Below are 22834 nucleotides of genomic sequence, written 5' to 3'. Positions count from 1 at the left end.
CCTGCCTGCCGGTGGTTGTTCTACAGCGCAAAACTAAGATACCGCCGGGGGCAGGGCAACGGGTTTTGCCGCATTTGCCTTTTCCTCGCGGTGCGATCTGGTAAATGGCATAAGAACTGACGAGGGCAAGAGGGCACCATGGCCGACCGTTTCCGCATCACTCTGGCGCAACTCAACCCTGTAGTAGGGGATATCGAGGGCAACTCGGCCAAGGCCGTCGCGGCATGGAAACAGGCGCGCGACGCAGGTGCCGATATGATTGCCTTCCCCGAGATGTTCATCACTGGCTACAACACGCAGGATCTGGTGATGAAGCCCAGCTTTCACCGCGCCGCCATGGCCGCGGTCGAGGCATTGGCCGCCCAATGCGCTGACGGCCCGGCGCTGGCGATCGGCGGGCCATGGGTCGAGGATGACAACCTGTACAACGCCTATCTGATCCTCAAGGGTGGCAAGATCGGCAGCAAGGTACTGAAGCATCACTTGCCGAATGAAACGGTCTTTGACGAGGTTCGCCTGTATGATTCCGGTCCGTTGGGCGGGCCGTATTCGGTGGGCAATACGCGGATAGGCAGCCCGATCTGCGAGGATAGCTGGCACCCGGATGTCGCGGAAACTCTGGAAGAGACCGGGGCCGAGTTTCTGTTGATTCCCAATGGCTCGCCCTATTTCCGCAACAAATACGACGTGCGCCTCAATCATATGGTGGCGCGCGTGGTCGAGACCGGCCTGCCGCTGATTTACCTCAACATGGTTGGCGGTCAGGACGATCAGGTCTTTGACGGCGGCACGTTTGGCCTGAACCCCGGCGGCGCGCTGGCCTTTCGGATGCCTGTGTTTGACGAGGCCGTTACCCATATCGATCTTGAGCGGGGCGATGAGGGGTGGCGGATCGTTACGGCCAAGGTCGCGCCTCAGCCAGATGAATGGGAGCAGGACTATCGCGCGATGGTGCAGTCCTTGCGCGACTATATGGGGAAGACCGGGTTCAAAAAGGCGCTGCTTGGTCTGTCGGGCGGGGTTGATTCCGCTTTGGTCGCGGCGATTGCGGTTGATGCGATTGGGGCCGAGAATGTCCGCTGTGTAATGTTGCCGTCGGAGTATACCAGTCAGGGTTCCTTGGACGATGCAGAGGCTGTCGCCAAGGCGCTGGGCGTGCACTATGACTACGTGCCTATCTCGGACAGTCGCGCCGCCGTGACGGACACTTTGGCCCCGTTGTTTGCCGGGCGTGACCCAGACTTGACCGAGGAAAACGTCCAGTCGCGTTTGCGTGGGCTACTGTTGATGGCGATTTCGAACAAGTTTAGCGAGATGTTGCTGACCACCGGGAACAAATCCGAGGTCGCGGTGGGATATGCCACGATCTATGGCGACATGAATGGCGGGTACAATCCCATCAAGGACCTTTACAAAACCCGTGTCTTTCAGACCTGCCGCTGGCGCAATGAAAACCACCACGACTGGATGATGGGGCCGGAGGGCGAGGTCATTCGGCCCTCGGTCATCGACAAGCCCCCCAGCGCGGAATTGCGGGCGGATCAGAAAGACAGCGACAGCCTGCCGGACTATCCCGAGCTGGATGCAATCCTTGAAATTCTGGTCGACGGCGAAGGCTCGGTCGCGGATTGCGTTGAGGCCGGGTTTGATGCCGCTACCGCGCGCCGGGTTGAGCATCTGATCTATATCAGCGAATACAAGCGGTTCCAGTCAGCCCCCGGAACGCGGCTGACTAGCCGGGCTTTCTGGTTGGATCGCAGGTATCCGATCGTGAATCGCTGGCGCGACCCGTCCTGAGTCGCCTGCCGCTGCGGCGCCTGCAGATCGTATCGTATCAGTAATCAATGCCGCGTCTAGGGTGGCATTGTCTGCAATCCGTCGTGCGATGGGTTGCAAGATGATGTTTTCTCAAGGGCTTGCTTGGGCGCGCGCCATTTTTCCGACACATTTTTGCTTGATTATCGCCCCAGCTGGGGCGGTTGTGACACATCCGAGATCGGGTGTCTGTGTTAACGATTTGGTATCGCTATGTATGAGGAATATGACAAACCTCTTCATGCTCCGCCGCCGTGGAAGACAATGGCAGACAAGGGGCAGGATCTGAACGAAGCCGAGGTGGATGCCGCCATCGCCGGTATTCTGAGCGCGGCTGAGCCGCCTCTGCCCAAAGTTACGCCTACCGAGTTGCGCGAAGAACTGGTCGATGTTGACCTGTCCTTGCCCGAAGCTGCGGAGGATGAAGCCGAGACTCCGGTTGTCGGCTTTACCCAGGTTCTGCGTCAGAAATGGGCCGAACTATGCGGTGTGGCTTAGTCTGAATATCCCCGAAAATGGCGTGATTGACACAGGTCGTTTAAATCTGTGATCTGCGCCGAATGTCGTATTGCCTTGGGCCCAATCCCGCGCCTTCATTGCGTTTCATAGAATGCAGTATGAGCGGTTGATGCCCGGCCCCAAACCAACCCCCGTTGAACCTGATCTGAAACTTCCCAAAGTGGTAGACGTCGTCGTGATCGGGGGCGGAATCATCGGCGCGGCAACTGCATTGGAGCTGTCCGAACGGGGCGTCTCGGTCCTGTTGTGCGAAAAAGGCCAGATTGCAGGCGAACAGAGCTCGCGCAACTGGGGATGGGTGCGGTTGGGGCTGCGTGACCCGCGCGAAATTCCGTTGATGTGCGTGGCACAACAGATTTGGGACGGGCTGGACGCGCGGATCGGGCGGAAAACCGGGTTTACGCGGTCAGGCATCCTGTTTGGCGCCTCCGGCGCGCGGGATGCGCAAAATCTTGAACGTTGGGCGCGACATGTCGATGGGTTGCAGACTGGCGCTCGGATGGTGTCGGGTGCAGAACTGGACGGCTTGCTGCCCAGTCATCGGACCGATCTGGAGTGTGCCCTGCACATGCCCCGCGACGGCCGGGCCGAACCGCAATGGGCAGCCCCCGCCATTGCCGAGGCGGCGCGTGACAAGGGTGCAGTGTTGATGACCACTTGCGCTGTGCGCAGTGTTGACGTCCAGGGCGGGCGCATTGCGGGTGTTTTCACTGAACGCGGTCGTGTCGCCTGTGATCGCGTGGTGTTGGCCGGTGGGGCATGGTCCCGTTTGTTTGCGGGGAATGCAGGCATTGACTTGCCACAACTCAAGGTACTGAACACGGTACTGCGCACCTCTCCGGTCGAGGGGCCCGAGGCGGCGTTGTGGTCCGATGACTTCGCCCTGCGCAAGCGCGCTGACGGCGGCTATACGATCGCGTCCGGCCATGAAAACACGGTTGATATCGTGCCCGACAGCTTTCGGTTGGCATGGTGGTTCCTGCCCGCATTCCGGCAGGAGTGGCGGTCGCTGCGATTTCGGTGGTCGAAACGGTGGGCCATTGAAGCCAAGCAGGACCGGAAATGGTTGCCTACGGATGTCACTCCGTTCGAACAGTGTCGCGTTCTGGACCCTGAGCCGTCTGGCAAGGTGCTGCGGCGGGCGTGGTCGAACGCGAAAAAGGGAGTACCCGCGTTGCAGAACGCCGAGCTGGTGCAAAGCTGGGCAGGGATGATTGACGTGACGCCGGATGCAATTCCGGTAATCTCGGGCGTTGAAGAAATTCCGGGCATGTTCGTCGCAACCGGTTTTTCCGGCCACGGATTCGGCATCGGTCCCGGAGCGGGACGGTTGATGGCCGATCTGGTCACAGGGGTCGAACCCTGTGTCGATCCGGCCGCCTTCCGCCTGTCCCGTTTTACGGATGGCTCAAAAGTGCGGCCGGACCCAGGATACTAGAGCTTAGCCTGCCATCTGATAGCTGACGGGGACAAAGCGGAACCCGTCGCCGCGGGTCTCGACATAGCCAGCGGCGGGGAAGGGCATGTGGTAACCGATCATCGGAACCTTGTCGGCGGCGAGCATCCCCAGAACATTGCGGCGCGCTGCTGTCGCGGCCGCTTTGTCCATGTCAAAACGGACCTCCCACTCAGGGTGCGCGAAGGACCAGACATAGTGGTTGGCAAGGTCGGCGGTCAGTACCAAACGCTGGCCATTGCTTTCCAGGTGATAGACCGTGTGGCCCGGTGTGTGCCCATAGGCGGCGACGGCGGTGATGCCCGAGGTGACTTCTCCGCCATCGGTTAGGAAGGTCATCTTTTCGGCCTGCGGGGTCACTTTGGCGGCAACCAGATCACCGACGCGGTTGCCTGCATCCTGTGCAGCCCAGAAGTCATATTCCGGTGCGGCGGTCACGAAGCGCGCATTGGCAAAGGTTGGTGCATCGTCGGTGGTCATGCCGCCGATATGGTCGGGGTGCATGTGGGTGATCACAACAACGTCGATCTGATCGGGGGTGACGCCTGCATCTGCCAGCGCCGCCTGAATACCGCCCTGACCCAGCCCGGTGTCGAACAGAACAAGTTCGGACCCGGTATTGACCAGCGTCGGTGTAAAGAAGAACTGCGCCTTGTCTGCAGGGATGAAGTTGTCGGCGGATACTTTGGCAAATTCTTCATCCGATGCGCCACCGCCGAAGATCTCCTTGGCACCATCGCGGGGCAGGCTGCCATCCAACAGGGTCGTGACCGTGAAATCACCGAGGTGGTACGATTTGGCGATGGTCGAGTTGGCTTTGGTCTCGGTGCCAGCAGCCAAAAGCGGGGTCGCAGCTGTAGCGAAAGGTAGTGTGGCTGCGGCACCCAAGGCCGCTCTGCGCGTCAAATTGATGGTCATATCTAAGTCTCCCTGTCAGAACGCCAGCTTCAAAGCTAGGCCGGTGCGCGTCTCTTGGTAGGTTATAGACCCAAGATATGGGGTGCGTTGTTGAACAATACGTGTGAATTTTTGTTTAGGTTGTGTGTTGGCCATGTTTGAGTTCCTTGGTGGGCCTTTGCCCACGGCTGGACAAAACGCCCATCCTGTGACAAGAGCCGCGCCAACAGGAGACACCTATGACAACCACCCGTTTCGCCCCGTCGCCCACCGGTTACATCCATGTGGGCAACCTGCGTACCGCCTTGATGAACTATTTGATCGCCCGCAAGGCTGGCGGTACGTTCATCCTGCGCATCGACGACACTGATCCTGAGCGGTCGAAAGAAGAATATGTCGATGCGATCAAACAGGATCTGGAGTGGCTTGGGCTGCAATGGGACCGCGTCGAGCGTCAGTCCGACCGTCTGGATCGCTATGCCGAAGCGGCCGACAAGCTGCGCGAGATGGGTCGGTTCTATGAGGCGTTCGAGACGCCGACCGAACTGGACCTGAAGCGCAAGAAGCAGCTGAACATGGGCAAGCCCCCGGTCTATGACCGCGCTGCGCTGAACCTGTCGGAGGCCGAGAAAGAGGCGCTGCGGGCGGAACGCGGAAACGGTGTGTGGCGTTTCAAGCTGGATCACGAGCGGATCGAGTGGAATGACGGCATTCTGGGCGACATCTCGATTGATGCTTCTTCCGTGTCTGATCCGGTATTGATCCGGGGCGATGGGCAGGTTCTCTATACGATCGCATCCGTGGTGGATGATACCGAGATGGGTGTCACGGACGTGGTGCGTGGCTCGGACCATGTGACCAACACGGCGACCCAGATCCAGATCATTGAAGCGCTGGGCGGCGCTTGCCCGCGCTTTGCGCACCACTCGCTGCTGACCGGCCCGCAAGGTGAGGCGCTGTCGAAACGTTTGGGCACGCTGGCGCTGCGCGATCTGCGCGAGCAGGGGGTTCAGCCGATGGCTCTGCTAAGCCTGATGGCGCGTCTGGGCTCTTCCGATCCGGTGGAATTACGTTCGGACATGGCTGAATTGATAGACGGATTCGACATCGGGCGTTTCGGCGCAGCACCGACCAAATTCGACGTGCAGGACCTATTCCCGCTGACCGCGAAACATCTGCAGTCGCTGCCTCTGGCGGATGTTGCAGATGCGGTTGCGGATGCGGGTGTCCCAGCAGATCTGGCCGAGCCCTTCTGGGCCATGGCGCGTGAGAACATCACCACTCTGGCCGATCTGCAGGGTTGGTGGGAATTGTGCCGCGATGGGGCAGAGCCGCTGATCGACGAAGACGATCGTGACTTCATCACCGAAGCCGTGGCATTGCTGCCCGAAGGGCCGTTTGATGGCGAGACCTGGGGTGTTTGGACCAAGGCTGTCAAAGAGGCCACAGGCCGGAAGGGCAAGGGATTGTTCATGCCGCTGCGCAAGGCGCTGACAGGGATGGAGCGTGGGCCCGAGATGGCCGCGCTTTTGCCATTGCTTCAGGTGATCCGCGCGCGAGGGTGAAGGAACGCGCCTCTTGACGCAGACCGGGGTTCCACCCGTTTGGAGCTGAAACTGCCTATCGGACAGTTTCCCGGACGCCACTCACCCTGCGGCGGAGGAATTTTTGAACAGAAGAAGGGCCGGGGTTTGACCTCGGCCTTTTGCTATGAGGCATGGACGATGTTCGCAGCCAACTGTTGCAGGCGGGAGTCCACGAATTCAGTCTCGTGCGGTTTCAACTGCTGGTGTCGCGGATAGCGGGGCTCGGCGCGGTCATTCAGGATCGGAGCCTCCCAGCCGTCGGTGGTGGCAAAGAAGCGATCTGCCCCGGCCTCGCCATAGGCGCGCAGATAGCCCTGCACGACAACGTCGATATAGCTGAGTACCAAGGGGTGGTGGTTCGTGGGCCCGGTGTGGCGGCCATGTGGGACGGCATAGACGGCGATGTCGACGTCGTGGGTCAGCGTATGTGACACAGCCTGAGTTGCCGGGATGCGATCATAGGCCCATTCGCGTTCATCCAGCGCCGCCCAGTCGTTTTTCGGGACATGGGCGATCATCCCCTCAATCTCGCAATCGGGGTCGGGGATGGCTGTCAGAAAGGCCACCGGGCGCAGGTCTGTATGTCTCCAAGAGCGGCGCCAGCCTTTTAGTTTCGCAGGGCGGGGATCGGGGAAATCGTGGGTAGCAAGGTTCACCAGGCTGCCATAGCCAAAGAAATAGGGGTCTGCCATCTGTGCCGCGTCCTTTTCCGCCGATTGATGTATGTCAAACCGCTTTTTAGCCGGACATGCAATAAGGTCGCATCTTGAAATTTGGGAGGCGATCATGCGCATTACCAAACGGACGAATATCGCGGTGCGCTTGCTGATGTATTGCGCTGCACATCAGGACCGGCTTGTGACCAAATCCGAGATTGCCGAAGTGTGCAATATCTCGGAGAACCATCTGGCGCAGGTGATCAATCAACTGAGTCAGCTGGACTATCTCAGCACACAGCGAGGCCGAAATGGCGGCATGACCCTGGCGCGCCCTGCCGAGCAGATTCGCATCGGGTCGGTGTTTCGTCATGTCGAGGGCAACCTGCCGTTGGCCGAGTGCTTTGCGGATGCGGACAATACCTGCCCCTTGACCGATGCCTGCCGGTTGCGCCTTGCGCTGCAGGATGCGGCCGAGGTTTTCTATGCGTCGCTGGATGACATCACGTTGGATGCTTTGGTTTGTGACAACGACCAGTTGCTGCAAATCTTGCAGCCGGTTGCTTGCGTTCGGTAAGTTCAGTCGCTGGCCCGCAGGATGCGGGCCGGTCGAACCGCCAGCGGGCGCAGTGCAAAGAACAGGCCTGCACCGAGGGTCACGAGGAGGCCGGCGACAATAATTCCCAGCGCCGAACCCCAGATGATGCTGAAATCGGTGTCGAAGATATAGGTCGCCACTGCCCATCCGCCCAATATGCCGGTGAGCAGGGCCACCGCGCCCGCAGCGGCGCCGAGTAGGGCTGCGCGCAGGGCAAAACTCAGCAGGATGCGACCGCGGTCTGCGCCCAGTGTTTTCAGAATCGCTGCTTCACGCCTGCGGGCGGGCTCTCCTGCGGCGGCTGCGCCGATTAGGACAAGGAAGCCGGTCAGCAGCGATACACCTGCGCCATAAGATGTGGCTGCAGCCAACCCTGCCAACAGCCCCGAGATTCGGTCGATGGCGTCGCGGACGCGAATAGCAGTAATGTTGGGAAATTGCTCAGCCAGATCGCGTTGGATTGCGGCTTCGGCGGGCTCTTCGGCATAGACAGTGGCAATAAAGCTGTGCGGGGCTCCGGCAAGGGCCGATGGGTTCATGGACATGATGAACCCAATCCCCGCCGTCGAGAAATCAACCTCGCGCAGTGAGGTCAGTTCAGCGGTGATGTCGCGCCCCAGAATATTGACCGTCAGGGTGTCGCCCAGTTTCAGGCCCATCTCTTGCGCTTCTTCAGCGGCAAAGCTGACTTGCGGGGTACCGGAATAGTCATCTGCCCACCATTCTCCGGCGGTGACGCGGGTGTTTTGCGGGGGTGCTGCGGAATAGGTTACGCCACGGTCGCCGTCCAGAACCCAGTGGTCCCCGGCGACGTCACGAGCCGGTTGGCCGTTGATCTGCGTGAGGATGCCACGCAGCATCGGCGCGCTTTCGACGCGGGTGACGGCAGGGTCGGTTTCAAGACGTTCGGAAAAGCCGGACATTTGGTCCTTCTGAATGTCGACGAAGAAATACGAGGGCGAGACGTCTGGCAGATTGCCGGATATTGCATTGCGCAGGGTGCCGTCGATTTGCCCAACGGCGGCCAGAACGGACAGGCCCAGACCCAGCGACAACACAACCGAAGACGCACCCTCGCGCGGGTCGGAAATGGCGGAAAAGGCCCAGCGTAGCGCCGGGTGTCCACGCGCGGGGCGCGCGCCGTATCGGGCCAGTCTACGAATTGCCATCGCCGCGACCGAGAGAAGAATCAGCGCGCCAACCAGCCCGCCGCCCGTCCAGAGCGTCAGGCGGGCAGACCCGCTGAACCACGCCGCCGACGCGATCAGCAGCGCCAGCCCCACCCCGGTGGCAACGATGTAGCGCAGGCGAGGCAGGGCGCGGGCCGATGACAGCGCGTCCCGAAATAGGGTGGCAGCGCGGACCTCTTCGGTGCGGGCCAAGGGCCAGAGGGTAAACAGAAAGGCGGTCAGAACACCATAGAGCGCAGCCTCGGCCAGCGGTTCTGGATACAGCGAAAAGACGGCTGGGATGGGAAGCTGGGCCTCGATCAGCGGGGCGAGCGCCAGCGGTAGCAGCCCGCCCAGAGCAATGCCTAGCAGGACGCCTATACCCGAGAGAATGCCGATCTGGATCAGATAGGTCTGAAAGATCGTTGCGCGGTCTGCGCCCAGTGTGCGCAGGGTTGCGATTGTCTCGGTCTTTTGGGCGAGGAATGCAGATACCGCGGCCGATACGCCAATGCCGCCCACGGCCAGACCCGAAAGCCCGACCAGTACCAGAAAGGCACTGAGACGGGCGACGAATTCGGCGATGCCCGGCGCGCCGTTTCGCGCATCTGTCCAGCGCATTCCCGTGCCGTCGAACGTTGTGTTTGCCTGCGACGCCAGTTCTGCAAGGTCTACCGATTGCAGTAGATCCAGCCGGTATTTGGTGGAAAACAAGGTGCCCGGTGCTAGCAGGCCAGACGCTTGCAAATCCTGCGTGCGTACCAGAGTACGCGGACCCAGACCGAATCCATCCGCAGCCCCATCCGGTTCATGGATCAGCGCGGCGGTCAGCAGAAACTCTTGCGTGCCTAGAGAAAACCGATCGCCTACAGACAAACCCAACCGGTCGATCAGTGAAGGGTCCATGACGGCCCCGGGCAGATCGTCAGCCCCGTCAAGCGCAGAGGGCAGCGGTATATCGGGGTCTAGCACTGGTGTTCCGACCAGAGGATAGGCCGCGTCCACGGCCTTGACCTGCGTTAACGCACGCTCCGGGGTATGGCCTTGCCGCGCGACGGCCATTGATCGGAAATCGACGACTTCTGAGACGGCAGAGGCCACTTGGCCCATCCAGTCGCGCTCGGCTTCAGTGGCAAAGCGATAGGTAAATTCCAATTGGGCGTCGCCACCCAGCAATGCGGCGCCCTCCTGCGCTAGTCCGGTCTGGATGGCCTGGCGCACGGACCCGACAGCGGCGATGGCGGCAACACCAAGCGCGAGGCAGGCCAGAAACACGCGGAAGCCACGCAGCCCTCCGCGCAGTTCGCGCCGCGCCAGACGTCCGGCGAGGCGCAGGCTCATTCCGCGGCCTCTTGCTGGATATCTTCTGCAATACGCCCATCGCGCAACCGGACAACCCGGTCGCATCTGCGTGCAAGGCTGTGACTGTGCGTGACCAGAACCAAAGTCGCGCCGTGACGGTCGCGCAGGTCGAACAGCAGATCAACAATCGCGGCCCCGTTGGTTTCATCCAAATTCCCCGTTGGCTCGTCCGCCAGCAGGATCTGCGGGCGCGGAGCCGATGCGCGCGCAAGTGCCACGCGCTGCTGCTCACCCCCCGAAAGCTGCGCAGGATAGTGATCGCGCCGATGCGATAGGCCGACCGCATCCAGTTCACTTTCGGCCCGGTCAAACGCGTCCCGGAGCCCCGCCAATTCCAGCGGCGTGGCGACATTTTCCAGCGCAGTCATCGTGGGGATCAGGTGGAAATTCTGGAACACAACGCCCATCGCGTCACGTCGAAACCGGGCGAGGTTGTCTTCGTCCAAATCAGTCAGATCCCGCCCCAGAGCTTCGATCTTGCCGCCAGTCGCACGCTCTAACCCGCCCATCAGCATCAACAATGAGGATTTGCCGGACCCAGACGGGCCAACAAGGCCCAAAGTCTCGCCCTTTTGAACCGATAGAGTGATACCATGCAGGATTTTCACCCGTCCGGCATTGCCATCCAGCGACAAAGCCGCATCTTGGAGAGAAAGAACAGGTGTCGTCATAGGTCAATCCACACGGAGGCGTTCTTTTGGGATATGGAGCGGTTCGGATATTGCGCAAGGCTTTGTTGTCTTGCCTGTTTGCAGTTTGCGGTATTGCCGCCACAGCCGAACAGGTCGTGATTGCTGCATTGGGGGATTCGCTGACACAGGGTTACGGGCTGCCCGCACAGGACGGGTTTGTGCCTCAGCTGGAACGTTGGTTACAGGATCAGGGCGTGGATGTGCGCCTGATCAATGCCGGAGTTTCAGGGGATACCACCGCCGGCGGCGCGGCGCGGGTTCACTGGACGCTGACGCCGGATGTGGATGGCATGATCGTGGCTTTGGGCGGGAACGACTTGTTACGTGGGATCGATCCGGCTGTGTCGCGGGCCAATCTTGAGCAAATCATGCAAGCCGCGCGTGCGTCAGAGGTGGATGTGTTGTTGGTTGGGATGCAGGCACCGGGAAATTACGGGCCCGACTACAAAGCGGCCTTCGATACGATCTATCCCGAACTGGCCGCTGGGTACCAATCCGGCTATGCGCCCAGTTTTTTCGCCGGCCTGACCCGAGACGGCGATCCCGATGCAGCCCGCACCTATATGCAACCCGATGGCATCCACCCCAACGCCCAGGGCGTGGCTTTGATCGTCGCCGAAATCGGCCCCTATGTGGTGGAACTGGTCCAAGCAGCGTCGGACTAATCAGATCACAGTCACGACGGTTCCTATCGGCACCCGCGCGTACAGGTCGATGACATGGGCGTTCAACATTCGAATGCAGCCATTCGAGGCGGCGGTTCCGATGGTGCTGGGCTGCGTCGTGCCGTGAATGCGGAAATAAGTGTCTACGCCGTTTTGGAACAAATACAGCGCGCGGGCGCCCAATGGATTGTCGCCTCCGCCCGGTTGGACATAGTCGTTATCCTTGAAGCGTGCATAGGTGACGGGCTCGCGCTCGATCATCTCATTCGTGGGACGCCAGGTGGGCCACTCTTTCTTGACGTCGATCGTGGCGGTGCCGGTGAATTCCAGCCCGGCCCGACCAACGCCGCAGCCATAGCGGATGGCCTTGCGCGGCTCGGTCACGAAATACAGGTAGAATGAGCGTGGAACGACCAGCAACTGCCCCGGCAGGAATTCTTTCTTGATCCGCACATATTGCGGCGTGGGGTCGTATTCGGCTGTCTTCGTCTTGGCAGACGCCGCTTGCGGAACAAGGCTTGTCGCGGCGGCGGCCGTCAGGAACGTGCGGCGTGTGAACATATCGGGTCTCTTCAATACAACAGGAAAATCATCACCATAGTGTCGGGATGATAGCTGATCCGGTCAAGCGGAGGCGAAGAGTAACTGAAATGTGATGTTGCGCTGAAAACGCCGCGCAGCTTGGCAAAAGGGCAGGGGATACCCCTGCCCTTGGACCGGCTTACGCCAGCTCGATATTGTCGGCGCTTTCGCGACCGTCACGACCCGAGCGCAGCTCGTAGGTGACTTTCTGGTTGTCTGCCAGACCGGTCAGGCCCGAGCGTTCGACAGCCGAGATATGAACGAAGATGTCTTTGCCGCCATCTTCGGGTGCGATGAAGCCGTAGCCTTTGGTGGTGTTGAACCATTTAACGGTGCCTGCGGGCATATCCGTATTCTCCTGTTTGTTGCTGCCCACGGATTTGCGGCAGCCTGGCGTCGTAGTCTGGATCGAATGACTGAGCGCCGAAAAAGGAGACAGTAGGTCGAAATAGAAAAACGTTAGCCCTTTGGATATGGCATTGGTGTGGGGATGTGGCAAGGGTGATCGTCCTTGTGTACCGCAATTGGTACAAACCGCGACGGGAATGGTTCGAGGGCAACTTCAGGATTGCGAAAAGGTCAAAAAGCACCGTCTGGGATCGGGCGCGTTCAGGCCCAAGCGGTTGAAGCATAAGACGTTTGCGTGGAAATCTTGACTTTCAAATCCCGAAACACACCGGAAAACGTCTGCATTGCAGGCGCTGTTGTCTTATTCTCGACCCGAGACGCCAGTCTTGTCGCTATAATGGTCTAGGCTGGGATAACCTTGCATTTGCTCAGGCCGAAGCGGCGTGTGAGCTTTGCGGCCCTCAGCGCTTTGACAAGACGGTCGCTGAGGAAAAGGCTTCGGTGCAAGAGGGGATCAATCCACAAATCCGACCCGTCCAAAGCGTCACCCGACACAACGAAATCGAAATCATCCGGTTTACCTCCCAAGTTCATCCAGATTTCAGGTGTGTTCCCTAAGAGTTCGATTCCTTTCGACTGCTTCGGAACAAGTGCTGTTTTCTGCTCTCCCAATGCCAGAGTGAAATACTCCCCCTCAACTGGAGTCACACGATCGTGCTGGCATAGTTTCAATGGGTAAAGCTGCGTCTTCCCAAGGTCCGCTTCCCGAAGAACACCAGCAACCGCGCGGGACACAACCAAGCCATATGGCCCGAAGAAAATATCGGGTTGCGCTTTCAGCTTTTGGTTCGGGTACTTCCCAAAAATCGCATCTGGGAACACGTCGGGAGATTGAACAAAACCCTCTAAGTTCTTCTTGCCGACTACTCCAGCTGCCGACAATTCGTTCAATACCTGATCTGATGTGAACGGTTTAATCAACGTTGAGTCGAGCATAACCTGGCTATGCCAGACCCCTGTTTCACGCGTCACTTGCCTACCCTTCCCAACAAATACCTTTAAACCTTAGCAGGTTCTTACTCGGAACTTTCAAAAGCAAGCGAATAGGGGCGTCATCGATCGCCCGAGCTAGCGGGTTTGCGCTGGCCTTCCGCTTTGCATCTAAACCGGAAGCTTGGCGACAATATCAGCGTATTTGGGTGATGCTATAAAACACCTTGGCAGTTCTTCGACAATTTCATCAATCGAATCGTAAACTTGGCTTGCCGCCGACCTGAGTTCAGTCGGAATCTCTTTGGGCGCGCGCTGTTCACGTTTCGGAAGCTTCATTTTCAGGCCGGTAAATTCCGATATGTCGCTTTGATGATCCCATATCGCATCATAGTGAACACATAAAACGGGGACGTCCTCAAATACGGCCCATTCTTTTATCTGCTTGGCTTGTTGCAGAATATCCCGCTGAAACAGATCGCAGTATTCGCCAGTCGCATGAAGGTGATAAAAATGCTGTCGGATCCAATCTTCCCCATACCGTTCTTTTGCCGAATAGACGGAAAAGGCCGAATCTTTGGTGGAACCGAAGCAAAAAACCACTCTGGTATCGGCTGGCCACTCTAACAACGCCTGCGGAAAATCATGGGTTTTGTAGACGAACGGGGCTTTGAATTCGGCGTCCCTGAGACGAGCAACGAAGGCCGAGCGTTCTGCCGCTGAAGGGTTTCTTTTTCTAAGTGCCTTGCTGAGAGCAAGATAAGTCACGGTACTTCCGGATCGACCGTTGCTTGCGACTATGACGCAATGGTCGCGGTCCGATGTCTTTCCAAACGGTGCAATGCGTCCAATCGCCTGAAACAGCGATTGGAACACACGTTTGAAAGTTCGGGTTCTCACCGGGCGAACTTCTTATGTTTCAAGCGCTTAGGCTCCAGCGCGTCCGGTCCCAGACGGCGCTTTTTGTCCTCTTCGTAATCCTCGAAGTTGCCCTCAAACCACTCCACATGGGCGTCGCCTTCGAAGGCCAGAATATGCGTGCAGATGCGGTCGAGGAAAAAGCGGTCGTGCGAAATCACAACGGCGCAGCCGGCGAAATCGACTAGAGCGTCTTCCAGCGCGCGCAAGGTTTCGACGTCCAGATCGTTGGTCGGTTCGTCGAGCAGCAGGACGTTTCCGCCCTCTTTCAACAGTCGGGCCATGTGGACGCGGTTGCGCTCACCACCCGATAGCAGCGAGACCTTCTTCTGCTGGTCGCCGCCCTTGAAATTGAAGGACGAGCAATAGGCGCGGGAATTGACCTGCGCGTCACCCAATTGGATGATCTCGGCGCCGCCGGTGATCGCCTCCCACACGGTGTCGTTGTCTTTCAGGTCGTCGCGGGACTGGTCGACATAGGACAGCTCGACCGTATCACCCAGCGTGATGGTGCCGCTGTCGGGCTGTTCCTGACCGGTGAGCATTTTGAACAGGGTCGATTTACCGGCACCGTTGGGGCCGATGACGCCCACAATGCCGCCGGGGGGCAGAGCGAAGTCCAGCCCTTCGATCAGTTGCTTGTCGCCCATGTGCTTCGACAGGCCCTCGACCTCGATCACCTTGCCGCCAAGGCGCTGGCCGTTGGGGATGACGATCTGGGCGCGGGTCAGTTTTTCGCGCTCGGACTGCTCAGCCAACTCGTTATAAGCGTTGATCCGGGCCTTGGATTTGGCCTGACGGGCCTTTTGACCCTGACGCATCCATTCCAGCTCGCGTTGCAGGGTCTTCTGCTTGGATTTGTCCTCGCGGGCCTCCTGCTCCAGCCGTTTGGCTTTTTGTTCCAGCCATGCGGAGTAGTTGCCCTCGTAGGGAATGCCACGACCACGGTCGAGTTCGAGGATCCATCCCGTAATGTCATCCAGGAAATAGCGGTCGTGGGTGACGATCAGGATGGTGCCCTTGTAGTCGATCAGGTGCTGTTGCAGCCAGGCGATGGTCTCGGCGTCCAGGTGGTTGGTTGGTTCGTCCAGCAGCAGCATGTCGGGCGCTTCCAGCAGCAGCTTGCAGAGCGCCACGCGGCGTTTCTCACCACCCGAAAGGTTGGCGATGTTGGCATCGTCCGGCGGGCAGCGCAGCGCCTCCATCGAGACGTCGATCTGGCTGTCCAGATCCCAGAGGTTCTGGCTGTCGATTTCATCCTGAAGCTTGGCCATTTCCTCGGCAGTTTCGTCCGAGTAGTTCATGGCCAGTTCATTATAGCGGTCGAGGATCGCCTTCTTTTCCGCCACGCCCAGCATGACGTTTTCGCGCACGGTCAGGGTTTCGTCCAGCTTTGGTTCCTGCGGAAGGTAACCGACTTTGGCACCTTCGGCCGCCCAGGCCTCGCCGGTGAAATCCTTGTCGAGGCCGGCCATGATCTTCATCAGCGTCGACTTACCCGCGCCGTTGACGCCGACAACACCGATTTTCACGCCGGGCAGAAAGCTCAGGTGGATGTTTTCAAAGCACTTCTTGCCACCGGGATAGGTCTTTGAGACACCCTGCATGTGGTAGACATATTGATAGGCGGCCATGTCGCGTCCTCTGGGTCGGGGAAATTGGGTTGATCCGCTTGATATCCAAGCGGGGCGGGCGGGGCAAGCTGGTGGTTTTGTGAATTTTGCATTCGGATGTGCGGCGGTAGTTGTCCGATTGTAGCAAAGGGGGAAGCATGGCGGATTTGGCGGCACTGATTGCAGGATGGGCCAAGCCGGGTCGGCTGGAATGGATTGGTCTGCGACCTGATCGCAGGGTCGAGGTTCAACCGGTCGATGCCGTTATGATCTCCGCCGATGGTTTGGACGGAGACCGCGCCCGTGCGGGCAAGCGAGCGGTGACTTTGATCCAACAAGAACATCTGGTGGCGATTGGCTCTTATCTGGGGCAGGGGCCTGTTACCCCTGAAGTCTTACGGCGCAACGTGGTCGTGTCGGGAATCAATCTGGCTGCGCTCAAAGGACGTGAGGTGCAGGTGGGCGAGGCGATTTTGCGTTTTACCGTGATCTGTGCGCCGTGCAGCCGGATGGAGGAAGCGTTTGGTAAAGGTGGCTATTCCGCCGTGCGCGGCCATGGGGGGTGGTGCGCTGAGGTCGTCAAACCCGGATGGGTTAGGTTGGGTGATGTCGTGCAGCCGGTTGATTGACAAGCCGTCCCAGTTCTGAACATCAGCAGGGTATGGAGCGTTACGCGATACCATATGCGCGGCCCGGTCAGGTGATTGGGCTGTTCGGGGGATCATTTGATCCGCCGCATCAGGGCCATGTGCATGTCACGCGTGAGGCGATGAAGGCCTTTGGGTTGGATCGCGTGTGGTGGCTCGTATCTCCGGGAAATCCGTTGAAGGAGCGCGGGCCTGCACCCATGTCCCAGCGGGTGCAGGCGGCGCGGGATGTGATGCAGCATCCCAGGGTCGAGGTGACGGATATCGAGGCTCTGACGGGGACGCGCGCGACCGCGGATACGTTGGCGGCGCTGCGCAGGTTATACCCGAGGGTCAGGTTCGTGTGGCTCATGGGGGCTGACAATCTGGCGCAGTTTCATCGCTGGAAAGACTGGCGGTTGATCATGGACAGCATCCCGGTGGGCGTGGTCGCGCGGCCGGGAGATCGCATCTCGGCCCGGATGTCGCCGGCGGCACGGGTCTATTCCAGCTACAGGATCGACGGGCAGGCGCGGCATTTGCTGGGGCGGGCCGAGGCCCCGGCATGGTGTTTCGTCAACATGCCGATGGTTGACGTCAGTTCAACTGATCTTCGCAATCGCGGCATCTGGGCAAATGGGGTGTTGCCGGAATAACCTTCGTGCGCACATAATCCTTTTTGACTGGTTGTTTGCCTGAACCCTCTGGGATTTTATTGACCCATGGCTGATCGTTTTTCAAGACGTGGTTTTCTTGCAAGCCTTGGGGCGGTTGTGGCCCCCGGCATTGCGCTGGCGAATGCGCCCTTGGTTTCGTTGCGGCCTCAGATCCGTGGACCACAGAAAAACGGGGCCGAACGGCTGATCCAATCGGCCGGGCTGCGGGGCGAAGTGGCTTTTGCCGTGGCCGACGTCAAGACCGGTGTCGAGTTAGAGGCGGTGGGCGGAGATCTCGGGTTGCCTCCGGCCAGTGTGGCGAAAGCTCTGACCGCGCTTTATGCGCTGGACGTACTGGGGCCAGACTATCGCTTTGAAACCAAACTGATCGCGAATGGGCCGGTCGAGAATGGCATTCTGAACGGAGATCTTATTCTGGTCGGCGGCGGTGACCCGCTGCTGGATACGGATGCGCTGGCCACAATGGCGGCCAATTTGCGAGAGGCCGGAATCACCGAGGTGCGCGGCGCGTTCAAGGTTTATGACGGGGCGTTGCCCTATGTGTTCAGCATTGATGCCGGTCAGCCGGATCATCTGGGATACAGCCCGGCGCTGAGCGGGATTGCATTGAACTTCAACAGGGTTCACTTTGAATGGAAGCGCGAAGGCACGGATTATACCGTGACGATGGATGCCCGAAGCGCGCGCTACAAGCCGGCTGTAGATGTGGCAACTATGCGAGTCGAAAGCAGGAAAGCCCCGATCTACACCTATGAGCCAAGCGCGCGGCAAGACCGATGGACCGTTGCGCGCGGGGCGTTGGGCAAAGGGGGCGCCCGGTGGTTGCCAGTGCGCAAACCGGCGCTCTACGCCGGGGATGTGTTTCGGACATTGGCGCGGTCGAACGGGATTGTGCTGGACCGTGTGCAGGTGACGAACGAAAGCCCTCAGGGCAGTTTTCTGGTCACGCATTTTAGTGAAACGCTGGACAATATTTTGCGGGGAATGCTGAAATATTCGACCAATGTGACGGCGGAATTGGTGGGCATGACGGCGTCCAAGGCGCGTGGTGCCGATCTGCACACCCTGCAAGACTCGGCCGACGAAATGAATCGCTGGGCCGCCGAGGCATATGGGGTCAACGGCATTGAGATGGTTGATCATTCGGGGCTGGGGGATGCGTCTCGGGTCGCGCCGGGTGATCTGGTCAAGGCGTTGATCGCAGCGCAGAAAGCCGGAGCGCTGCGGCCTTTATTGAAGAATTTCAGGTTGTTGGACAGTCAGGGAAGACCCGTCAAAGACCACCCGATCAAGGTGGACGCCAAGACAGGGACGTTGAATTTCGTCTCGGGTTTGGGAGGATTCATCACCACGCCGGACGGGTCCGAGTTGGCCTTTGCCATCTTCACAGCAGATGTCGACCACCGGGCCACGATCCCGCGTGCGAACCGGGAACGCCCGGCGGGCGCACGCAGTTGGAATGCGCGGTCGCGCAGGTTGCAGCGCGCTTTGATCGCACGCTGGGGCACGCTGAGCGGCAGCTAGGATCAGGTGGTGTGACGTGCCCGTGCGCCGCGTTCAATTGCAGCGGCGTGCAGGCGGTCGACGTTCAACTCGTAACGGATTTCTTCCAGCAGGCGCAGTTCGGTCTCGGCCAGGGATCCGTCCGCCGCGGCCACGTCGCAAGCCAGGGCATAGGCGGTTTCGTTCAGCCGCTCGGGCAGGTTTTCCCGGATCAGACCAAACAACGCATCCAGCCCGTCTTCTTGTTCGAACAGGTCGAACACGATCTGCGAGACGCGGCGGGTGCGGTCGATGTCATACTCGGCAAAGACCGGCAGCATGTTCACAGCCGCTTCGATTTTGACCAGTTCAGCCGTGCGAATGGTTTCGTCCGATGCTGAGATCGCCACCATGATCGCAACAAGGCAATCCTGCGGAGACATCGGGTGAGGCACTTGATCGGTCATGGCGTGGTCCTGATAGAGCTGTTCTGAACGCGCACGATAGGAGGGACCGGGATCGGGTTCAACGGATTTCGGCGGCCAAAGCGTCACAGGATGGGCAACGGCCCACGCGTTTTGGTCTGGCGCAGTACGAAATTGCTGCGTGTGTCGCGGACAAGGCCGGATTTCAACAGGCGTTGCATGATGAAATGTTCAAGGTCCTCGGGGGTGCGCGCGTAGACCTTCAAGATGAAATCGTGATCCCCGGTGATCGAGGCGCATTCGACGATCTGGGCTTCGGTCTCAACCAGGCGCAGGAAGGACGCGATGCTGTCCTCTTGGTGGTCTTTCAACGCGATGTGAACGTAGGCGATCGCATTCAGCCCCACCGATTTTGCGGGCACGCGCGCGGCATAGCCTGCGAGGATGCCCGATGCCTCAAGATCTCGCACGCGCCGCCAGCATTGCGAGGCCGAAAGCCCGGTCCGGTCGGCAAGCTCCTGCATGGACAGGCGTCCGTCTGACTGAAGCTCTTGCAGGATAGCGATGTCAGCGGGTTGAAGGATTTGGGTCATGATTGGCGCATTATTGAAATGTTTGGGTCAAAACTCCAGCAATTCCTCACGCCATTAAGTCAAATTTACCACGAGTAAGGGCTAAAATTCTATCAAGGAGGACGTTCCATGCCCAAATCCACCAAATACGTGGCCAAGCAGGCCGACGCGCGCGGCCATATTGTCTATACCGCCGAAGAGGATGCGGTTTGGGCGGACCTTTATGCGGCGCAGCAGGAAAATGTGCAGCGCTACATGGCGCGGGAATATCTGGACGGGTTGAAGCGGTTGGAGATGCCCAAGACCCACGTGCCGTCCTGCGCGGATATATCCGAGCGTCTTCTGGACCTGACCGGGTGGCGCGTTCAGCCGGTTCCGGCGCTGATCGGGTTCAAGACCTTTTTTGGCATGCTCGCGGACCGGGTTTTTCCTGCTGCATCGTTCATCCGGTCGCGCGAGGATTTTGACTATATTGAAGAACCCGACATCTTTCACGAAATCTTCGGTCACACGCCCCTGCTGAGCGACCCGCGTTTTGCGGCTTTCAGCCATGCGATCGGCAAGGCCGGGGTTGAGGCAAGGGATAAAGATTATGCCTGGCTGATCCGGTTGTATTGGTTTTCGATTGAATTCGGATTGCGCCGTCAGGATGGGCAGATCAAGGCGCTGGGCTCGGGGCTGGCGTCTTCACCTACAGAGCTGGTTTATGCCGTGGAAAGTGACATACCCGACCGGGACCCGTTCGACGTGATGACGATCTTGCGTACGCCGTATCGGATCGACATGCATCAGATGGGATATTTCGTGCTGGACGATCCCGAAGAGCTGTTTGCCGCTGCCGATCGGGATCTGCTGGCCGATGTGCATCAGGCGCAGCGAATGGGTTTGCTGCCGAACAAGTTCCCGCCGAAAGTGACGGCAGCCGAATAAACCGCAACCGGGGTTTCCGCTCAGAAAAACAGCGCGCTTTATTGACTCATGCTGCACCGGCACAATAGGAGGGGTCGGTCGGGTCGCAAAGGGCGTCCGGCGCTGTATTTCCCGATGGAGCACCTGAGAACATGTCTGAACTGCGTGAAACCGCGATGTCGTCCAAGGCCTGGCCTTTCGAAGAGGCGCGCCGGGTCCTCAAACGCTACAGACAAGGTGCGCCGGAAAAGGGATATGTTCTGTTCCAGACCGGCTATGGCCCGTCGGGCCTGCCGCATATCGGCACCTTTGGCGAGGTCGCCCGGACCTCGATGGTACGGCATGCGTTTGAACAGATCAGCGATATTCCGACCAAGCTGATCTGCTTTTCGGATGATATGGACGGCTTTCGCAAGGTTCCGACCAATGTGCCGATGCAGGACGAGCTGAAAGAAGACCTGCATCTGCCGCTCACCAAAGTCCGCGATCCATTTGGCACGCATGAAGGGTTCGCGCAGCACAACAACGCGATGCTGTGCGATTTTCTGGACAGTTTCGGGTTCGAGTATGAATTCGCCTCGGCCACAGACTACTACACCAGCGGCAAGTTTGATGAGACGCTGCTGATCGCGCTGGAGCGCTTCGACAAGATACAAGAAATCATGCTGCCGACCCTCGGGCCCGAGCGGCGCGAGACTTATTCCTGCTTCCTGCCGATCAGCCCGAAAACCGGTCATGTGCTGCAGGTGCCGACGCTTGAACGCAACGTGGCTAAGGGCACGATTGTTTATCAGGAGCCTGATGGCGAAAGGGTCGAAATCCCGGTTACGGGCGGCAACGTCAAGATGCAGTGGAAGCCCGACTGGGCCATGCGTTGGGCCGCGCTGGGCGTGGATTATGAGATGTCCGGCAAAGACCTGATCGACTCCGTCACGCAATCGTCGAAAATCTGCCGGGCGCTGGGCAAGCAGCCGCCCGAAGCGCTCAGCTATGAGTTGTTCAATGATGAGCAGGGGCAGAAGATCTCGAAGTCCAAGGGCAATGGTTTGTCGATGGAAGAGTGGCTGACCTATGCCGCGCCGGAAAGCCTGTCGTATTTCATGTACCAAAAGCCCAAAACAGCCAAGCGTCTGTACTTTGACGTCATTCCCAAGGCGGTGGATGAGTATCACCAGCAATTGCGTGCCTATCCGGGGCAGGAATTGAAGGCGCAGTTGAACAACCCGGTCTGGCATATCCATGGCGGTGACGTGCCTGCATCCACGCTTATGGTGCCGTTTGCGATGCTACTGAACCTTGCATCAGTGTCTGGTGCCGAGGACAAAGAAGCGCTGTGGGGTTTCATCCGCCGCTATGCGCCCGAGGCGACCGCAGAAACGCATCCCGATCTGGATCAGGCGGCGGGCTTTGCGGTGCGCTACTTCAACGATTTCGTCAAACCCACCCGACAGCACCGCGCGCCGACTGATCAGGAACGTGAGGCACTGGAAGCGTTGAAGGCCGCGTTGCAAGCCTATGATGGTCCGCTTGAGGACGAGGCGCTGCAATCAGTGGTTTACTCCATCGGGCGCGAGCGATTCGACCCGATGCGCGGATGGTTCACAGCGCTCTACGAGGTGCTGCTGGGGGCCTCGCAAGGGCCGCGCTTTGGTGGGTTTATTGCCCTTTACGGTGTGCCCGAAACGATTGCGCTGATCGACAAGGCTTTGACCGGAGAGCTGGCCTGATTTGACCTGACATGATGTGGGGCTACCCTTGCCAAAGGAGGTAGCCCCATGCGTCGTATCTTGCTTGCCCTTTCGTTGAGTGCCGGTTTGGCCACGGGTGCATTTGCCCAAAGCACCGAGATCGAAGCCAATATCGCGGCGCAGATACAGGCGTTCAAAGCGGATGATTTCGCCACCGCCTTTACCTTTGCAAGCCCCAACATCCAGAGCATTTTCCGCACGCCCGAGAATTTCGGGAACATGGTGCGCAACGGCTATCCTATGGTCTGGCGACCCGCTGATATTCGGTTTCTGGAACTGCGCGAGATCGCGGGCGCGCTGTGGCAAAAGGTACTGATCGTTGATGGTGCCGGACAAACTCATATTCTGGATTATCAGATGATTCAGTTAGAAAATGGCTGGAAGATCAATGGCGTGCAGTTGCTGGGCAACTCGGACCCCGCGGCGTGACGCAACACCACCGTCACGGTGACATGAGTAGCGATTAACACCCTTTCTGTACTCAGGCTTTTGCGCTCGGGGTGGCCCCGAGCCCTGGGTTAATGCGCGC

General features: G+C 59.2%; 22 protein-coding genes and 1 pseudogene. 12 read left to right on the top strand and 11 right to left on the bottom strand.

The features are described from left to right. Positions 1-138: 138 nt before the first annotated feature. From AC2FJ6_RS09175 to AC2FJ6_RS09165, 3 genes are all read left to right on the top strand, one after another. Positions 139-1797, top strand: a complete 1659-nt coding sequence (locus AC2FJ6_RS09175) for an NAD+ synthase (protein ID WP_496668872.1) — start codon at positions 139-141, stop codon at positions 1795-1797. 231 nt (positions 1798-2028) lie between these two features. After that, positions 2029-2313, top strand: coding sequence for a hypothetical protein (locus AC2FJ6_RS09170; RefSeq protein WP_214646817.1), 285 nt, complete (start codon positions 2029-2031; stop codon positions 2311-2313). Positions 2314-2443: 130 nt separating this feature from the next. Then, positions 2444-3772, top strand: a complete 1329-nt coding sequence (locus AC2FJ6_RS09165; protein WP_170772432.1) for an NAD(P)/FAD-dependent oxidoreductase — start codon at positions 2444-2446, stop codon at positions 3770-3772. A gap of 3 nt (positions 3773-3775) precedes the next feature. Here the strand turns inward: AC2FJ6_RS09165 and AC2FJ6_RS09160 are convergent, their stop codons facing one another. Continuing rightward, positions 3776-4708, bottom strand: coding sequence for an MBL fold metallo-hydrolase (locus AC2FJ6_RS09160; RefSeq protein ID WP_170772430.1), 933 nt, complete (start codon positions 4706-4708; stop codon positions 3776-3778). A gap of 218 nt (positions 4709-4926) precedes the next feature. Here AC2FJ6_RS09160 and gltX point away from each other — a divergent pair, with 218 nt between their 5' ends. Then, on the top strand, positions 4927-6252 hold the full coding sequence (gene gltX, locus AC2FJ6_RS09155) for a glutamate--tRNA ligase (RefSeq protein ID WP_170772428.1): 1326 nt from the start codon (positions 4927-4929) through the stop codon (positions 6250-6252). 143 nt (positions 6253-6395) lie between these two features. Here the strand turns inward: gltX and AC2FJ6_RS09150 are convergent, their stop codons facing one another. Continuing rightward, on the bottom strand, positions 6396-6965 hold the full coding sequence (locus AC2FJ6_RS09150) for a gamma-glutamylcyclotransferase family protein (protein ID WP_170772426.1): 570 nt from the start codon (positions 6963-6965) through the stop codon (positions 6396-6398). Positions 6966-7059: 94 nt separating this feature from the next. Here AC2FJ6_RS09150 and AC2FJ6_RS09145 point away from each other — a divergent pair, with 94 nt between their 5' ends. After that, complete coding sequence (locus AC2FJ6_RS09145; RefSeq protein WP_170772425.1) at positions 7060-7506, top strand: RrF2 family transcriptional regulator; 447 nt, start codon at positions 7060-7062, stop codon at positions 7504-7506. A gap of 2 nt (positions 7507-7508) precedes the next feature. On the opposite strand, the gene AC2FJ6_RS09140 is transcribed toward AC2FJ6_RS09145, so the two are convergent. Together AC2FJ6_RS09140 and AC2FJ6_RS09135 are read right to left on the bottom strand one after the other, a co-directional pair. Next, positions 7509-10037 (bottom strand): ABC transporter permease, encoded by a 2529-nt coding sequence (locus AC2FJ6_RS09140; protein ID WP_496668870.1) that lies wholly within the window; start codon positions 10035-10037, stop codon positions 7509-7511. Further along, complete coding sequence (locus AC2FJ6_RS09135; protein WP_170772420.1) at positions 10034-10729, bottom strand: ABC transporter ATP-binding protein; 696 nt, start codon at positions 10727-10729, stop codon at positions 10034-10036. Before AC2FJ6_RS09135 ends, AC2FJ6_RS09140 begins: the two co-directional genes overlap by 4 nt. Before the next feature lie 26 nt (positions 10730-10755). Here AC2FJ6_RS09135 and AC2FJ6_RS09130 point away from each other — a divergent pair, with 26 nt between their 5' ends. Then, on the top strand, positions 10756-11415 hold the full coding sequence (locus tag AC2FJ6_RS09130; protein ID WP_170772418.1) for an arylesterase: 660 nt from the start codon (positions 10756-10758) through the stop codon (positions 11413-11415). On the opposite strand, the gene AC2FJ6_RS09125 is transcribed toward AC2FJ6_RS09130, so the two are convergent. The 5 genes from AC2FJ6_RS09125 to ettA form a co-directional block, all read right to left on the bottom strand. Continuing rightward, positions 11416-11976, bottom strand: a complete 561-nt coding sequence (locus AC2FJ6_RS09125) for a L,D-transpeptidase (protein WP_170772416.1) — start codon at positions 11974-11976, stop codon at positions 11416-11418. Between the two features lie 160 nt (positions 11977-12136). Further along, positions 12137-12343: a cold-shock protein gene (locus AC2FJ6_RS09120; protein WP_170378838.1), complete on the bottom strand. Its 207-nt coding sequence runs from the start codon at positions 12341-12343 to the stop codon at positions 12137-12139. Between the two features lie 404 nt (positions 12344-12747). Then, positions 12748-13377, bottom strand: a complete 630-nt coding sequence (locus tag AC2FJ6_RS09115) for a hypothetical protein (RefSeq protein WP_170772414.1) — start codon at positions 13375-13377, stop codon at positions 12748-12750. Between the two features lie 129 nt (positions 13378-13506). Next, the gene (locus tag AC2FJ6_RS09110) at positions 13507-14103 is read right to left on the bottom strand and encodes a hypothetical protein (RefSeq protein WP_170772412.1); all 597 of its coding nucleotides are present in this window, start codon (positions 14101-14103) and stop codon (positions 13507-13509) included. 128 nt (positions 14104-14231) lie between these two features. Beyond that, positions 14232-15887 (bottom strand): energy-dependent translational throttle protein EttA, encoded by a 1656-nt coding sequence (gene ettA / locus AC2FJ6_RS09105; protein ID WP_170772410.1) that lies wholly within the window; start codon positions 15885-15887, stop codon positions 14232-14234. 137 nt (positions 15888-16024) lie between these two features. Between ettA and AC2FJ6_RS09100 the strand changes: the two genes are divergently transcribed. The 3 genes from AC2FJ6_RS09100 to dacB all read left to right on the top strand — a co-directional run bounded on the left by AC2FJ6_RS09100 (position 16025) and on the right by dacB (position 18693). Next, positions 16025-16495 carry an MOSC domain-containing protein gene (locus AC2FJ6_RS09100; RefSeq protein WP_170772408.1) on the top strand — a complete coding sequence of 157 codons (471 nt, stop codon included), beginning with the start codon at positions 16025-16027 and terminating at the stop codon, positions 16493-16495. Positions 16496-16527: 32 nt separating this feature from the next. Beyond that, a complete protein-coding gene (locus AC2FJ6_RS09095) occupies positions 16528-17148 on the top strand; it encodes a nicotinate-nucleotide adenylyltransferase (protein ID WP_170772406.1) in 621 nt (206 codons plus the stop codon). A 66-nt stretch (positions 17149-17214) separates the two neighbouring features. Continuing rightward, positions 17215-18693 (top strand): D-alanyl-D-alanine carboxypeptidase/D-alanyl-D-alanine endopeptidase, encoded by a 1479-nt coding sequence (dacB, locus tag AC2FJ6_RS09090; RefSeq protein WP_170772404.1) that lies wholly within the window; start codon positions 17215-17217, stop codon positions 18691-18693. A gap of 2 nt (positions 18694-18695) precedes the next feature. Here dacB and AC2FJ6_RS09085 read toward each other — a convergent pair whose 3' ends face one another. Continuing rightward, on the bottom strand, positions 18696-19118 hold the full coding sequence (locus AC2FJ6_RS09085; protein WP_170772402.1) for a tellurite resistance TerB family protein: 423 nt from the start codon (positions 19116-19118) through the stop codon (positions 18696-18698). A gap of 83 nt (positions 19119-19201) precedes the next feature. Next, positions 19202-19669, bottom strand: a complete 468-nt coding sequence (locus AC2FJ6_RS09080) for an Lrp/AsnC family transcriptional regulator (RefSeq protein ID WP_170772400.1) — start codon at positions 19667-19669, stop codon at positions 19202-19204. 102 nt (positions 19670-19771) lie between these two features. Between AC2FJ6_RS09080 and phhA the strand changes: the two are divergent. The 3 genes and pseudogenes from phhA to AC2FJ6_RS09065 form a co-directional block, all read left to right on the top strand. Beyond that, positions 19772-20578: pseudogene (phhA, locus tag AC2FJ6_RS09075) on the top strand (phenylalanine 4-monooxygenase); the annotation flags it as partial. A gap of 131 nt (positions 20579-20709) precedes the next feature. Beyond that, the gene (locus tag AC2FJ6_RS09070; protein WP_170772396.1) at positions 20710-22284 is read left to right on the top strand and encodes a lysine--tRNA ligase; all 1575 of its coding nucleotides are present in this window, start codon (positions 20710-20712) and stop codon (positions 22282-22284) included. A 48-nt stretch (positions 22285-22332) separates the two neighbouring features. Then, positions 22333-22734 carry a DUF4864 domain-containing protein gene (locus tag AC2FJ6_RS09065; protein ID WP_170772393.1) on the top strand — a complete coding sequence of 134 codons (402 nt, stop codon included), beginning with the start codon at positions 22333-22335 and terminating at the stop codon, positions 22732-22734. Positions 22735-22834 lie beyond the last annotated feature (100 nt).

Source organism: Ruegeria sp. CDSA089, from assembly GCF_059612205.1.
This window is presented reverse-complemented; position numbering and strand designations above follow the sequence as displayed.

Bases quoted from the DNA above. Each gene is read 5' to 3' on its own strand.
- AC2FJ6_RS09175 (WP_496668872.1), top strand. From the start codon at position 139: ATGGCCGACCGTTTCCGCATCACTCTGGCGCAACTCAACCCTGTAGTA.
- AC2FJ6_RS09170 (WP_214646817.1), top strand. From the start codon at position 2,029: ATGTATGAGGAATATGACAAACCTCTTCATGCTCCGCCGCCGTGGAAG.
- AC2FJ6_RS09165 (WP_170772432.1), top strand. From the start codon at position 2,444: ATGCCCGGCCCCAAACCAACCCCCGTTGAACCTGATCTGAAACTTCCC.
- AC2FJ6_RS09160 (WP_170772430.1), bottom strand. From the start codon at position 4,708: ATGACCATCAATTTGACGCGCAGAGCGGCCTTGGGTGCCGCAGCCACA.
- gltX (WP_170772428.1), top strand. From the start codon at position 4,927: ATGACAACCACCCGTTTCGCCCCGTCGCCCACCGGTTACATCCATGTG.
- AC2FJ6_RS09150 (WP_170772426.1), bottom strand. From the start codon at position 6,965: ATGGCAGACCCCTATTTCTTTGGCTATGGCAGCCTGGTGAACCTTGCT.
- AC2FJ6_RS09145 (WP_170772425.1), top strand. From the start codon at position 7,060: ATGCGCATTACCAAACGGACGAATATCGCGGTGCGCTTGCTGATGTAT.
- AC2FJ6_RS09140 (WP_496668870.1), bottom strand. From the start codon at position 10,037: ATGAGCCTGCGCCTCGCCGGACGTCTGGCGCGGCGCGAACTGCGCGGA.
- AC2FJ6_RS09135 (WP_170772420.1), bottom strand. From the start codon at position 10,729: ATGACGACACCTGTTCTTTCTCTCCAAGATGCGGCTTTGTCGCTGGAT.
- AC2FJ6_RS09125 (WP_170772416.1), bottom strand. From the start codon at position 11,976: ATGTTCACACGCCGCACGTTCCTGACGGCCGCCGCCGCGACAAGCCTT.
- AC2FJ6_RS09120 (WP_170378838.1), bottom strand. From the start codon at position 12,343: ATGCCCGCAGGCACCGTTAAATGGTTCAACACCACCAAAGGCTACGGC.
- ettA (WP_170772410.1), bottom strand. From the start codon at position 15,887: ATGGCCGCCTATCAATATGTCTACCACATGCAGGGTGTCTCAAAGACC.
- AC2FJ6_RS09100 (WP_170772408.1), top strand. From the start codon at position 16,025: ATGGCGGATTTGGCGGCACTGATTGCAGGATGGGCCAAGCCGGGTCGG.
- AC2FJ6_RS09095 (WP_170772406.1), top strand. From the start codon at position 16,528: ATGGAGCGTTACGCGATACCATATGCGCGGCCCGGTCAGGTGATTGGG.
- dacB (WP_170772404.1), top strand. From the start codon at position 17,215: ATGGCTGATCGTTTTTCAAGACGTGGTTTTCTTGCAAGCCTTGGGGCG.
- AC2FJ6_RS09085 (WP_170772402.1), bottom strand. From the start codon at position 19,118: ATGACCGATCAAGTGCCTCACCCGATGTCTCCGCAGGATTGCCTTGTT.
- AC2FJ6_RS09080 (WP_170772400.1), bottom strand. From the start codon at position 19,669: ATGACCCAAATCCTTCAACCCGCTGACATCGCTATCCTGCAAGAGCTT.
- AC2FJ6_RS09070 (WP_170772396.1), top strand. From the start codon at position 20,710: ATGTCTGAACTGCGTGAAACCGCGATGTCGTCCAAGGCCTGGCCTTTC.
- AC2FJ6_RS09065 (WP_170772393.1), top strand. From the start codon at position 22,333: ATGCGTCGTATCTTGCTTGCCCTTTCGTTGAGTGCCGGTTTGGCCACG.